This window comes from Paenibacillus sp. FSL M7-0802 (assembly GCF_038004945.1).
Classification (GTDB): domain Bacteria; phylum Bacillota; class Bacilli; order Paenibacillales; family Paenibacillaceae; genus Paenibacillus; species Paenibacillus polymyxa_B.
In genome coordinates, this window is record NZ_JBBOSD010000001.1 from 1,119,973 (window position 1) to 1,133,484 (window position 13,512).

Sequence of the window (13,512 nt, forward strand, 5' to 3'; positions counted from 1 at the left end):
TTTTACACGTGTGGGCTAACCGGTTCTAAGCTATGGTATTGCACTCTAATGACTAAGACGACGATGATACAGATTGTTCAAAAATCTTAGCGATTTCATCGAATAAAGCCGATATTTCTTCATCTGTGGCATTCGATTTGTCTGTATTTCCCCACGCGTCTTTTAATGTAGAAAGCAGATCTGTTTCCTGATCTTTGTCCGAAGCTGTTGACCCGGATATAAGACTGGAACTCAGAACGCTTTGCAAATCACTCAGCAAGGATCTTTTTTCATCTACTGTAAGCTCTTTCTCAGATGTAGCACCGTTATCCTCTTGATTGGAAGTCTCTTGGATATTCCATGCGAATGGAGGCATAATTCCACCCATTGCCTGCATCATAGGAGGCAGACCACTGCTATCCATTTCAGGATGGGACGGGTCTCCTTCTGGCGGCGGTGCAGGACGATTATTTTGGATCGTTTCTGCTATCTTATCGAATAGCTCCGATACTTCCTCATCTGTTGCCGTCGAAAGATCCACATCGGCTAATAAATCGTTAACCGAAGCCAACGGATTCTTCGTGCTATTGGTAAGTTCATCTGTATCAGAGGAAGCACTTGAAGACATCAGATAACTTTGCAGATCAGACAACAGCGTTTTCTGTTGGTCTGTAGTTAGTACAATGGTATCCTGGTCGTCGTACTTGTAATCATTACTGTAGTTTTCCGTAGGAAGTGGAGCCTGCATTCCTCCCGTGTATTCCATAAATTCCTTGCTCAATTCGAGTGAATCGTTAGATTTCTTGTGTGTGGTATGACCCGTGGTATTTAGTCCATTCTCATTTGACTTCACCGTATTCGATTGATCATAGGAAGTCGTGATGAGATGCCTGTTAATGGATAGTGACAAAGTAGATCCCCTCTCAGTGTACATAATGTTTTTAGCTGCCCACCTACCTTTCATCGGCAGCAAATCTGAATGCAACCTGAGGGTATGCTGAATGATAACTGAATAAATACAGACTCATTAATACCACTCTTTTTTTATTTCCTAGACCATAGTCAAGGAAAATCCCCTCCGCAGGACGGGGGGATTAACCCTACTCGAGACAGGAGTAAGTAAAGGGATAATTTGTTACTCTTAGCAAAGAATAAATGAACGTATTCTAAAAATTGAAAGTAGGGGAATGATGTATGATCCGTATTAGCCATTTGGTTCACGAGAGACTTATGTTCCTATTCAAATTTTTGTACTCGCCTGCATATGTGGGTAGTGTAACACCAAGTTCCAGATTTTTAGCTAAAAATATGATAGAATCCATTCCATGGAGTGAAGTTCATGCTGTTGCCGAGCTTGGTGCTGGCACGGGGGCAATTACTCAATACATCCCGTCTGCTGCTAAATTTCAACCAAAGGTCTTACTCTTTGAAAAGGACCAGGCCATGCAGCAGAATTTAAAAAGAAGATTCCCGAATTATCTGTGCTATTCCGACTCGCGTGAGCTTCAGCTTGCTATGAAAAATGCCCAAATAGAACAGCTTGACTGCATAATTAGCGGGCTGCCATTTTTCAATTTTCCACAAGAGATGCGAAATCAAATTGTAGAACAAATTCATCTATCACTCAGGGATGGAGGAATGTTTGTCGCCTTTCAATACTCTAAACAGATGAAGCAACAGTTAGGTGAATGGTTTGATATTGAAGAAATCAAGTTTGTGCCTATGAACGTTCCACCCGCATTCGTGTATGTATGCCGAAAGAAAGCATAAGAAAGGAGTATGCGTATGGACGTGGAATATTTAATTTCCATCATCGAACAATACGGCTATGCAGCATTATTCTTTTCTCTATGGCTCGGAATTGTAGGTCTGCCCATCCCGGACGAAGTCATTGTGATGACTGGCGGGGCTGTAACAAGCATGGGCATACTTCACCCGTTACCCGCTTTTTTAATTGTATATCTTGGGGTTATATCAGGCTTGTCCTTAGGTTATGTATTGGGGAGAACCGTGGGTACACCGATTCTAGAACGTTTGCGCCGGAAGAAAAAAATGGACAAGTACATTACGTTTTCGGAAAAATTAGTACATAAGTATGGAAACTTCACTATTTGCATCAGTTATTTGCTACCGATCGTCCGTCACATTATTCCATATATTGTCGGAATCAATAAAATGAGCTTCAAGCGCTATGCCCTCTTCTCTTATTCAACGGGCTTGATCTGGACGCTGATCTTCTTTCTGCTCGGACGTATCTTTGGCGATCATGTACAAGCAGCAGGAGAACTGATCCATCGTTATGGCCTGCAGATGGCATTGCTTCTCATCATGCTGACAATTATATTTTTTATAATGAAATTTGTGTGGGGGAAGAAAACAACGGAGGAGTAAAGGTTGAGGATATTCGGCATGTTCATAATATAAGCGAATTTAAAAGTTACCTTTGGTTTTGTCCTTTTTAGCAATACTATCCATATGATATACTATAAACTAACAACAGAATGGCTTAGATGGGCGGTCGGCTAGTCTCCTGCAAAGGAGGTGATGCCTGTGGAGGTTAAAGATACATTAATGTTGATGATTCAATTTGCAACGTTGGTGATCTTGATTATTTCCTTCAACAAAAAGAAATAGACCGCCCTCCGGAAAAGGTTAGCGGTCTATTTTACTAATCCAACCCTACAGCCACCGCCCTTATAAGCGGCTGTTGTAAAAGAGTGAGGATGTTGGTAGCATCCTTACTCTTTTTTAGTATATACTTATTAGCTTTAGTTTATCACAGGAAAAACCATATTGCCAATATGGAAAATCTTTTTAAGAGGCAGCTTTCACCCTACGTTACTTCTTTAATTGAAGCAGCTTAACCAGCTTGTCATGAATGGCAGTATTCGGGTAATTCCCGCTAAACTGAGAAGATCCGGGGCCCATCGCGGTTAACGCCACATCAACAGATGTATGTCCTCCTGTGGTCCAGTCGATATAAAACTTTTCATTAGAGCCTTTTACAGTAAAAGGACCATCCTCTTTGGAGACGCCTTCACCGGATTCATCCTCCGCATCTTCGCCTTCAATCGCCAAACCGCCCGTTTCATGATCTGCCGTCACCAACACTAATGTATCTGGATGCGCTTTGGCATACTCTTTAGCTACTTTAACGGCCTTATCGAGTTGTTGCCCAGCCTTAATCGTTAACTCACCTTCATTGTCATGCGCCATCTCATCCGTTCCTTCTTCCTCTACCATCAGGAAAAAACCTTTTTGGTTTTTGGAAAGAACATCAATCGCTTTAGCCGTCATATCCGGTAAAGAAACCGTTGGGTTGTAAGAGTTACCCAGCTTGTTGTGAGCTTGAAACATCTCTTCATTGGCGAACAGCCCTAACAACTTAGAACCTTTAGCTGCTTTCATTTCTGTCTGATCCGTCACATAGCTATAACCCAGCTTCTTCGCTTGTTCTACCAAATTCCCTTGAGTTCCCTTACTAGCTTCCTCAGGATCTTCTGCCGGAGCATCTGGATGTTTGCCTACTGTTCCGGCAGGGTACCAGAAATCCTCACCACCGCCCAGAATAACGTCCACCTTACTTTTCTCCAGATACTGCTTGGCAATCTCGCTTTGAGCGGAGCGTTTTTCGACATGCGCACCAAAGGCGGCCCCGGTTGCGTCTGTCACTTGGCTTGTCGTCACAACACCTGTAGACATGCCTGCCTTTTTAGCCAGCTCCATAATCGTTGTCACTGGTTTTTTATTCAAATCCATTCCGATCGCGCCGTTATACGTTTTCACACCTGTTGCAATTGCAGTCGCAGCGGCGGCGGAATCCGTAACAAGATTATCCCCTGAACTTGTGCTAACCAAGCCAGTTACAGGCATGTTGTCCATTTCAAGTAATCCCGATTTCCCTACCGTCGCCAAGCGAATCGCGTTGCGACTTGCTTCTCCCATACCATCGCCGATAAAGAGAATGACATTCTTAGGAGCATCGACTTTCGCTGACGAGGTTTTCAGTCCTTTGGATACCTGTGCGGTAGTAGACTTGGTACTAGATGAGGCTGCAAAAGCGTTAGGAATATTAGCAGATAACAATGGCGCACTCAAAACGGTAATGGCACCGAAAGCAAGGATACTCTTTTTCATCGAACGCTTTTTCACAAGGTCACACTCCAATAAATTTAATATTCATATATGATAAAGTAATCATATATCTGCTTTGTAAAGCATCGTAAAGCAAAAGATTACACGAATGTAAAATTTGGAGTGACCACCTGTTTTTTATAAAACAAAAGAAGACACCGACTCTTGGTTTATCAAAGTCGATGCCCTCTGGCGTCTATATTTAAATGGCGGCGATATTTTTGCCGATCGGCATGGTGTAGTAGAGCGGTTTTTGCTGTCCATTTTGCTGATAGACTACAAGCAGAAGCGTGCGGCCTTCGGCTGTCAATGGGCTTCCCCCACTCAGGATATGATCCAGACTAAATGGCAGTACATCCAGCACCGCGTGCTTTTGCAGTTCCTTTTCACTCAGCTTCAATGAAGCAAAGGCTGGAATAATCTCGCGGTATGGCTGAGGCTGTTGATTGCCTACATTCGCCTCACCTGTACTCTCCTTGCTCGCATCTGCCACTAAATCTGCAACCGCAGGTGACAACAGCGCGTCCGGGTGCTGGAGAATCATTTTCATGTAGCTGGACCAATCGTCCTTCTCCAAGGTATGCTCCCACCAGATTTTACGCGGCTTGTATTTATGGTTCAGGAAATAATCAAGCTTCATCAGTCCAAGCACCATATCCATTCGCTTTGTTCCACGCGATTCCAGAAAGGACTGGAGACGCGTGAACAAGTCTTCGAGCTGATGTCCGATTTTTTGCCAGCCCTGTCCTTCCCAGTAGTCTCCGAATTCCTGAAAGAAATCAAAAGCGGACGAGAATTCACGCTCAATCAGATAGTTGACTGTATGATCCATACGATGAGAGTTCCAGTATTTCTCCAATACATCTTCCAAGCGCTTGAGCCGGACGATATCGGCAAAGGAAAGGACGTCATTGCTCAGCATTTCATACGGCGCAACATCCATATACGTATAGTTATACTTGTCTGCGTCGATACGCAGTCCGGTGCCACGCAGCATTTTGAGGAAGCCAAGTTGAAGCTCTTCCGGGCCGAGCGCAAAAACGTCATTAAACGTTTTACGGAATGTGTTGTAGTCCTCCAAGGGCAATCCGGCGATCAAATCCAAATGCTGGTCGATTTTACCGCTTTGTTTGACCTTGGTAACAGTACGGGAAAGCTTGGTAAAGTTCTGGCGACGCTTAACCAGCTCATTGGTGGGATCATTCGTTGATTGGACGCCGATTTCAAATCGAAATACGCCCGGTGGCGCGTTCTCCGCTAAATAATCCAACACCTCAGGACGCATAATATCTGCCGTAATCTCAAACTGGAAGACACAGCCACGGTGATTTTCAATCAAAAATTTGAACATTTCCAGTGCATAATCGCGTTTAATATTAAACGTCCGATCCACGAACTTGATTAGGTTGGCCCCATTGTCGATCAGATACAAAATATCTGACTTTGTGCGCTCAATATCGTAATAACGTACCCCAACCTCAATGCTGGACAGACAAAACTGGCAGCTGAACGGACAGCCCCGGCTCGTTTCAAAATAAACAACCCGTTTCCCGAGTTCCGGTATATCCTCTGCAAAACGATAGGGCGACGGCAGCTCGTTCAAGTCCGCTTTCGGGCGGCCGGGCATCTGAATAACCTCTTCTCCCTTACGGTAAGCCAGTCCATATACAAAATGGAACTTGCGATCCCCTTCCAGCTCCTGCAGCAGTTGATGGAATGTTTCTTCTCCTTCACCAACCACGATAAAATCCACATTCGCCAAACGCTTCATCCAGTGATCCGTATCGTAGGATACCTCCGGACCACCCAGAACAATTTTGACCTCGGGCATAATTTTTTTCAACACATCAATGACTTTAATCGTCTCTTCAATGTTCCAAATATAACAGGAAAAGCCGATAACATCTGCCCCCCGTTGAAACAAATCGGATACGATGTTCATCACCGGGTCCTTAATTGTGTACTCCGCCAGCTCGATATCAAAGTCCTTTTCACTGTAGGCTTTGAGGCATCGAATTGCCAGCGAGGTATGAATATATTTTGCATTTAACGTTGATAAAATGACTTTCATAGGTCACAACCTTTTATAGTTTGCATGAACTGTTCTATCCTTACCTTAGTATAGCTATTCAAAATCCTCGTACACATCGTCTGCATAAATCTCGTCCTCGCTTACCGTTCCCCCGATATTCCCCTGATTTTGAAAAAAATCAAGAAACGGCTTGCCGTACTTGCGGAACTTCACTTCGCCGACACCCTTGATCCGCAACATGTCTGCCTCGGATTGCGGGCTCGCTACGCTCATCTCACGCAGCGTCGCATCATTGAAAATGATATAAGACGGTACATGCTCCTGAGCGGCCAGATCGCGACGAATCAGGCGCAATTGCTCGAACACGGTTTCGTTGACTGCAGCCGGGTATGCATCGCGTCCCTGTCGTCCGCGTGAACCTGCTCCACCTGCAAAAGCCGTGGCATGTCGCACCACACGCTGCATGACTTCTCGCTGGCCTTTTAGCACTTCAGCCGCAAGCTGCTGCAAGCGTACGACCGGATATTGCCCCTCGGACAACATCAGATAGCCTTCCGAAACAAGAACATTGATAATTTCAGCAATTTCTTTTTCCGTCCGGTTGCCCATCACGCCATAGGTTGGCAGGCTGTCAAAACCATACTGCAGTACTTTTTTGTTACGCGAGCCTTTCAAGACCGAGGCGACCATCGAGACCCCATAACGCTCCCGCATGCGATGAATGCACGAAAAAATCTTTTGCGCATCTATGGTCATATCAACCAGTTCCCGCTCATCTGTACATGAACTACATATACCGCAAGCTTCATGCTCTTCCGCTTCTCCGAAATACTCAAGCTGTGCCGTACGTAGGCAACGAGTCGTGTAGCAATAATCAACCATCTGCTGGAGCTTGCGGTAGTCGTTGCGCTTGCGGTCTTCATCCTGTGGATTTTGCTCAATCAGAAACTTCTGCGTCACAATATCTTGCGGTCCGAACAGCAAAATACATTGACTCGGGTCGCCATCACGTCCTGCGCGTCCCGCCTCTTGCACGTAAGCCTCCATATTTTTAGGCATGTTGTAGTGAATGACATAGCGTACGTTCGATTTATCTATCCCCATGCCGAAGGCATTGGTTGCTACAATGACACGGATATCGTCGTACAAAAACCCTTCCTGGCTATCTGCACGTTCCTGATCTGTCATCCCGGCATGATAGCGCCCGGCTGCCATGCCTGCGTCACGCAGCCGTTGGTACAAATCGTCCACGTCCTTACGTGTCGCCGCATAAATAATGCCCGATTCCCCCTCATGCTCACGGGCATAATTCAGTAAAAAGCTACGTTTGTCTTCCCCGCGCAGCACACTGAACGCCAAATTTGGCCGCCCAAGGCCTGTAACGAACGTCTCCGGTGAGCGCAGACGAAGCAGGCGCACGATGTCATCCATGACCTGCGGTGTCGCCGTTGCCGTAAACGCAGCCACGATTGGGCGTTCATACAGCCCGTCCACGAATGGAGCCACAGCCAGATAGCTGGTACGGAAATCATGGCCCCACTGGGAAACGCAGTGAGCCTCATCTACCGCAACGCAGGAAATTGGCAACTGAGCCATTTCATCGCGAAACCAGTCCAGTTCCAGTCGTTCTGGTGCGACATACAGCAACTTCAAGTCACCATTTCGTGCGGCTCGTATGCGGTCATTCACTTCTCGACCACTCAACGTACTATTGATGTAGGCAGCAGCAATCCCCATTGTGGTCAGCGCATCCACCTGGTCCTTCATCAGCGAGATGAGCGGTGACACGACAATGGTCAGCCCCTCATGCAACAACGCGGGGATCTGGTAGCATATCGATTTTCCGCCCCCTGTCGGCATGATGCCCAACGTATCGTTGCCCTCCAGCATACTGGCCACAATTTTCTTTTGTCCCTCCCGGAAATCGGGATAGCCATAAAATTTTTGCAGCAAGTCCTGCGCCCGTTCCAATGTTGGTGCTTGTACACTCATAGTTTCAAAACTCCTCATATTTCTAGCGTCCTTGACGCATATCGGCTTTTCTTTCGTTACCTTTAGTTTACCGGGGTTCTGGGTAATGTTCAACCGCTAGAAGACTGCCAATCTGGTTTAGTCCCTTATGGCGTTCGCTGTTTTCTCATGATATAGTGAACACGGTGCCGCAAATTTGTCCATAACTATGAAGAGACACGGTTCCAAGAAGGAGAAAGAATCCATGAACAATCGGAAACCCCAACGGAAAAATCATACAAAATCTACGTCAAACGCAAGCCATTCCAAACGCAGTCATAAACCTGCCGGAAGATCTGGCTCCCATAAACCGGAAGCTCAACGGAGAACGAATGCTTTAGATAAAGCCCCTGCCAAAACATACATCGTCCAGGAGCCTGCCGAGCTATTGAGCTTTTTAGTAGAACATGTGACTGGCATGGGTCGTAACTCCATTAAATCAGCACTGGCTCGTGGGCAGGTGTCCGTCAACGGCATTCCGCGTACCGTGCATAATTTTCCACTGGAGCAAGGTCAGACTGTCGCTCTTTCCAAGGAAAAAATAACTCCCGTCGTACCACTGACTGGGCTACGTATTTTGCATGAGGATGAAGCCATTATCGTTATCCATAAGGATGCCGGGTTGCTGTCCGTGGCTTCAGCGCAGGAGCAGGAAGTAACAGCATATCGCCAGCTTACGGCCCATGTGAGGCGCGAACATCCGTACAATCGTATTTTTGTACTGCATCGTTTGGATCGTGATACATCAGGAGTGATGATGTTTGCGAAAAGCGAAGCCATACAGCAGGAAATGCAAAAAGCGTGGAAGGAAGTTGTGTATGAACGAACATACATTGCTCTTGTCGAAGGACAAGTTAAAAAAGCTGAGGGTACGATCACTTCATGGCTGAAAGAAAGCAAGACGCTAAAAATGTATTCCAGTCCTTATCCGAATGACGGACAGCACGCAGTCACTCATTACAAGCTGCTTCAAGCCAATCGGCATTTTTCTTTGCTGGAAGTACGTTTGGAAACCGGACGCAAAAATCAAATCCGCGTACATATGGAGGATATCGGCCATCCAATTGTTGGAGATAAAAAATACGGTTCCAAATCCAAGTCGATTGGGCGTCTTGGCCTACATGCGAGGGTATTGTCATTTATTCATCCCGTCACCGGAGTATTGCTGCGTTTTGAATCCGACATTCCTAAAACCTTTTTGAATCCGTTTCGGGAGTAGAATTGGCAAAGCATACGGAGATTAGATGGAAAAATATAAGAGGAAATGAGGGGGCTGTAGAAGACAGCACCCTTTTTTGATTGATTAAGCGGTATATCTCCGAACACCATCAGCCATTTTCATCAACTCATCCCATATATATATGGGCGTATTACACACTGGACAATCTACCCAACCGTTTAAATAGGGTAATTGGGCAAGCAGCTTGTTCTCTTCAATTTTTTGGGCATATTCGTGTAACCACTGCATATTAGCACCTCTACGGTCCAATGAACGGGGGCTGATCGGATGGGGAACCAGATTGTCTGAATTTACAGGATCTTTATCATAGACAACCAGGGTGTCATTCTGTTCATCAGGCCAAATATAGAGCGGGGTACCGCAATGCGGACAATCCAGCGTATATTCGTCACCTGTATCGAAGCTTTGTAGCATATAAGCTACGCAGCGATAACCCTGAAAAGCAGCACCCGCAGCCAGAACATAGCGTTTACCGATATCTCCTTCGTGTTCCTTCGCATAGAGCACCATTTCTTCAGTCAATTCTGCAAGTCGGACAATGGCACTCCGATATTGCGCATAAATATATTCAGCCAGACTAGAATCCACTTTCACCTGATCCCTTGTAAATTCCAATGGAACTTTGGTATGTAGAGGATTGTTATTCTTCGCTTCGAATATTCCGCAAATGTTATATATATCTGCACGAATCCCTATATCAGAACTTTTTAACGCAATGTCTACAAGGTAAGGTACAGCCGCAAATGTACAAGTATACAACGTATTTTGGTGATACAGTTCCTCCCAATACAAGGTGTCAGCCATTTCGCCGTCATATCCGGCTTGGAGCTGCTTCAACATTTCTGGGACGTATTGAGAAGAACCGTAGGGGCCTTGGAGCAGAGTCCAGGCCGGATCGGACAAAGCCAGCATCTTGATACTCCTTTCACCGTTTTTCTTACAGTAGAGGATTTTGCAAAAATCTCATAAGCGACTTCCAATGAACTTTCCAATGAACAAGATATAGATCGAAATGGTTTAGTTCGTCTATATCTTGCACTTCGGAGCGACTGGAATCGAATTTTGCAAAATCCTGACAGTAACATGGGATCGGTTTGTAAATTAAATTTTGCTATCAAAATTCATTTTAACTTCATAATTCTCAGCTTCTTACGTTTATTTCATTATACGCACATTATTAGCTGAAGTTGCTTTTCTCGATTTACGCAATATACAAAATCACTATTTTTTCGGGTCTATAATCATATTCGGTTAAGCTTTCAGCATTGTGAAGGTGACACACATTAAATTAATGAATTACTAACCCGGTTCTTATGTTTTACTACGAGTCCTCTGTCCATTCAGTTCCTTCGCCCTATGCATAGTCTACATTATAAGTCCTGTTACTTAAAAATCGCTGAGTAAGAAATAAAGTATATATACGTTAAAATTTCCATACATGTAAAAACAAAGACGCTCCCCTGCCTGTTTTTAATTATGCCAAACGGGTAAGACATACTTGTTCAAGGCTTTAATCTAACAGCTACAGAACTGATTTTATGAATCGGTATATGAAAAGGAGTGTTGGGAATATTATGTATGAATACTGCGACTATAAGGGGAAATAGCCTATGACCATAACACCGGAACAGCGGATTACCCTGCACGGATTTAACAATTTGACCAAATCATTGAGCTTCAACATGTACGATATTTGTTACACCAAAACCAAAGAAGAACGCGAGGCGTATATTGAATATATTGATGAACAATACAACTCAGATCGGCTGACAGCTATTTTAAAAAATGTATCTGACATTATCGGCGCCCACGTACTCAACGTAGCCCAGCAGGATTATGTACCTCAAGGAGCCAGCGTAACAGTACTTATATCAGAAGGACCCATTGTGGAGGTACCGACTGAATCTTATGCCGAGTCACCAGGCCCCCTGCCTGAATCTGTCGTGATACAGCTGGATAAAAGCCATATTACGGTTCACACCTACCCGGAATATCATCCAGACGAGGGGATCAGTACGTTTCGAGCTGATATTGATGTCTCTACCTGTGGGGAAATCTCCCCGCTCAAGGCACTCCACTATTTGACTCATTCTTTCGACACCGACATTATGACGATTGATTACCGGGTACGCGGCTTCACACGTGATACGAATGGACATAAGCTTTTCATCGACCATGATATCGCCTCCATTCAAAACTATATTCCAGACGAAGTGCGCAGTCTGTATGACATGATCGACGTGAATGTGTATCAGGAAAATATTTTCCATACCAAATGTAAGCTAAAACAATTCGATCTGGACAATTACCTGTTCGGCTACACCAAGGAAAGTCTGAGTGAAAAAGAGCAACAAAATATATCAACACGTCTCAAGATCGAAATGGACGAAATTTACTACGGTAAAAATATGACGTAACAGATCGAATGCGTGAAAATAAAATAGATCATTTTATTGAAAAAAGGATGATCGCTTGGACTGGAATGCAGCCGGGCTTTCGTCCTTTTTTAAATACAAAATAATAGATATTACTCAACTTGATCTGTACAAGCGAGAGATTGTTCACTATGATAGGGGAAGAAACCACTAATTTAAAATATCAGCATAGATTTTACATCCGCTTCTTATTGTAAGCGCAATCAATTGATCCTACGTATGATTTTGTTATGGAAGACAAAGGAGGAATTTGTATGCAAGGCGGTATTGGCGGTAAAAACATCATTTTGCGATTGGAAATTTCCACCGGACACATCCAATTTGGTCAATTGATTACGCTGGTAAACGAACATGGCGGAGATGTGATTGCCATTGACGTCATTAGCACCTCTGAGAAGGTCACTGTGAGGGATATTACAGTTACCATTGCCGATCCAGCAGAAATCGACCGAATGATTGCTCGGATTAAAAAAGCACAAGGTGTTAAGGTATTATCCATCTCTGATCGTACCTTCCTATTACACCTCGGGGGCAAAATTGAAATGCAGCCCAAAGTCCCAATTCAAAACCGCGATGACTTATCCCGGGTATATACCCCCGATGTGGCACGCGTATGCATGGCGATTCACGAGGAACCGGACAAAGCTTTCCGCTTGACGATCAAGCGCAACACGGTCGCTGTCGTCTCTGACGGAAGCGCTGTTCTCGGGCTAGGGAACATCGGTCCCTATGCAGCCATGCCGGTTATGGAAGGCAAAGCCATGCTGTTCAAGCAGCTCGGCTCCGTCGATGCCTTTCCAATCTGTCTGGATACGCAGGACACCGAAGAGATCATTAAGGCCATTAAACAAATGGCCCCAGCTTTTGGCGGGATTAATCTGGAGGATATTTCGTCGCCACGATGCTTTGAGATTGAACAGCGGTTACGTAAAGAGCTGGACATACCTGTTTTTCATGACGATCAGCACGGCACAGCTGTCGTTTTATACGCAGGGCTGATCAATGCGCTCAAGGTTGTCGGCAAAGCCCTGTCTGACGTCAAAATTGTCGTCTGTGGTATCGGGGCTGCGGGTGTGGCCTGTACGAAAATTTTGCTATCTGCAGGAGCAGTCAACATCATTGGCGTAGATCGTCACGGAGCGCTTACAGCTGATGAAACATACGAGCATCCGATGTGGAACTGGTATGCGCAGCATACCAACCCTGATCGGCTGTCCGGCACGCTGTCCGAGGTTCTGAAGGATGCTGACGTGTTTATCGGGCTGTCGGCAGGTGGACTACTGCAACGAGAAGACGTGAAACGTATGAAAGAAGCCCCGGTGCTGTTCACTATGGCTAACCCGGTTCCCGAAATTGCGCCAGAGGACGTCGAGGACATTGCGGGTGTCATCGCCACCGGACGTTCGGACTATCCTAACCAAATTAACAATGTGCTTTGTTTCCCTGGCATCTTTCGAGCGGCGCTCGACTGCCGTGCCCGTGAAATCAACGAAGAGATGAAGCTGGCGGCCGCAGAGGCCATCGCAGGCACGATCCGTCCTGAAGAACTAAACAAGCTGTATATTATCCCTGGTGTATTTAACGAGAGTGCAGTTCAACGGGTTCGTGAAAAGGTGATTCAAGCCGCGATTGCGAGCGGTACAGCCAGAAGAGTGCCTCGGGATTTCAGATAAAAGAAAAGG

11 protein-coding genes are annotated in these 13,512 nt (G+C 45.3%); 6 read left to right on the top strand and 5 right to left on the bottom strand.

The window, feature by feature from the left end; translation table 11 throughout:
- Window positions 1-52: 52 nt before the first annotated feature.
- On the bottom strand, window positions 53-889 hold the full coding sequence (locus tag MHB54_RS05700; RefSeq protein ID WP_264454036.1) for a hypothetical protein: 837 nt from the start codon (window positions 887-889) through the stop codon (window positions 53-55).
- Window positions 890-1,173: 284 nt separating this feature from the next.
- Between MHB54_RS05700 and MHB54_RS05705 the strand changes: the two genes are divergently transcribed.
- The 3 genes from MHB54_RS05705 (at window position 1,174) to MHB54_RS28680 (ending at window position 2,613) form a co-directional block, all read left to right on the top strand.
- Window positions 1,174-1,749 carry a class I SAM-dependent methyltransferase gene (locus MHB54_RS05705; RefSeq protein WP_250272556.1) on the top strand — a complete coding sequence of 192 codons (576 nt, stop codon included), beginning with the start codon at window positions 1,174-1,176 and terminating at the stop codon, window positions 1,747-1,749.
- A 15-nt stretch (window positions 1,750-1,764) separates the two neighbouring features.
- Complete coding sequence (locus MHB54_RS05710) at window positions 1,765-2,370, top strand: DedA family protein (RefSeq protein WP_023987704.1); 606 nt, start codon at window positions 1,765-1,767, stop codon at window positions 2,368-2,370.
- Between the two features lie 153 nt (window positions 2,371-2,523).
- Window positions 2,524-2,613 (top strand): putative holin-like toxin, encoded by a 90-nt coding sequence (locus MHB54_RS28680; RefSeq protein ID WP_007429455.1) that lies wholly within the window; start codon window positions 2,524-2,526, stop codon window positions 2,611-2,613.
- 204 nt (window positions 2,614-2,817) lie between these two features.
- Here the strand turns inward: MHB54_RS28680 and MHB54_RS05715 are convergent, their stop codons facing one another.
- From MHB54_RS05715 to recQ, 3 genes are all read right to left on the bottom strand, one after another.
- Entirely contained in the window at window positions 2,818-4,131 is a 1,314-nt protein-coding gene (locus MHB54_RS05715; RefSeq protein ID WP_023987703.1) for an alkaline phosphatase, read from the bottom strand.
- Window positions 4,132-4,315: 184 nt separating this feature from the next.
- Window positions 4,316-6,184, bottom strand: a complete 1,869-nt coding sequence (locus tag MHB54_RS05720) for a B12-binding domain-containing radical SAM protein (protein WP_028543002.1) — start codon at window positions 6,182-6,184, stop codon at window positions 4,316-4,318.
- Window positions 6,185-6,238: 54 nt separating this feature from the next.
- Window positions 6,239-8,137 (bottom strand): DNA helicase RecQ, encoded by a 1,899-nt coding sequence (recQ, locus tag MHB54_RS05725; protein WP_025724305.1) that lies wholly within the window; start codon window positions 8,135-8,137, stop codon window positions 6,239-6,241.
- A 223-nt stretch (window positions 8,138-8,360) separates the two neighbouring features.
- Here recQ and MHB54_RS05730 point away from each other — a divergent pair, with 223 nt between their 5' ends.
- Window positions 8,361-9,374: an RluA family pseudouridine synthase gene (locus tag MHB54_RS05730; RefSeq protein WP_023987700.1), complete on the top strand. Its 1,014-nt coding sequence runs from the start codon at window positions 8,361-8,363 to the stop codon at window positions 9,372-9,374.
- An 84-nt stretch (window positions 9,375-9,458) separates the two neighbouring features.
- Here MHB54_RS05730 and MHB54_RS05735 read toward each other — a convergent pair whose 3' ends face one another.
- Complete coding sequence (locus MHB54_RS05735; RefSeq protein ID WP_023987699.1) at window positions 9,459-10,307, bottom strand: hypothetical protein; 849 nt, start codon at window positions 10,305-10,307, stop codon at window positions 9,459-9,461.
- 698 nt (window positions 10,308-11,005) lie between these two features.
- On the opposite strand from MHB54_RS05735, the gene speD reads away from it, so the two are divergent.
- Both speD and MHB54_RS05745 read left to right on the top strand, forming a co-directional pair.
- Window positions 11,006-11,812 carry an adenosylmethionine decarboxylase gene (speD, locus tag MHB54_RS05740; protein WP_053324922.1) on the top strand — a complete coding sequence of 269 codons (807 nt, stop codon included), beginning with the start codon at window positions 11,006-11,008 and terminating at the stop codon, window positions 11,810-11,812.
- Between the two features lie 272 nt (window positions 11,813-12,084).
- Window positions 12,085-13,503 carry an NAD-dependent malic enzyme gene (locus MHB54_RS05745; protein WP_028543003.1) on the top strand — a complete coding sequence of 473 codons (1,419 nt, stop codon included), beginning with the start codon at window positions 12,085-12,087 and terminating at the stop codon, window positions 13,501-13,503.
- Window positions 13,504-13,512: the final 9 nt, after the last annotated feature.

Coding starts and splice junctions, on each gene's coding strand:
- MHB54_RS05705 (WP_250272556.1), top strand. CDS start 1,174: ATGATCCGTATTAGCCATTTGGTTCACGAGAGACTTATGTTCCTATTC.
- recQ (WP_025724305.1), bottom strand. CDS start 8,137: ATGAGTGTACAAGCACCAACATTGGAACGGGCGCAGGACTTGCTGCAA.
- MHB54_RS28680 (WP_007429455.1), top strand. CDS start 2,524: ATGCCTGTGGAGGTTAAAGATACATTAATGTTGATGATTCAATTTGCA.
- speD (WP_053324922.1), top strand. CDS start 11,006: ATGACCATAACACCGGAACAGCGGATTACCCTGCACGGATTTAACAAT.
- MHB54_RS05720 (WP_028543002.1), bottom strand. CDS start 6,184: ATGAAAGTCATTTTATCAACGTTAAATGCAAAATATATTCATACCTCG.
- MHB54_RS05710 (WP_023987704.1), top strand. CDS start 1,765: ATGGACGTGGAATATTTAATTTCCATCATCGAACAATACGGCTATGCA.
- MHB54_RS05735 (WP_023987699.1), bottom strand. CDS start 10,307: ATGCTGGCTTTGTCCGATCCGGCCTGGACTCTGCTCCAAGGCCCCTAC.
- MHB54_RS05730 (WP_023987700.1), top strand. CDS start 8,361: ATGAACAATCGGAAACCCCAACGGAAAAATCATACAAAATCTACGTCA.
- MHB54_RS05745 (WP_028543003.1), top strand. CDS start 12,085: ATGCAAGGCGGTATTGGCGGTAAAAACATCATTTTGCGATTGGAAATT.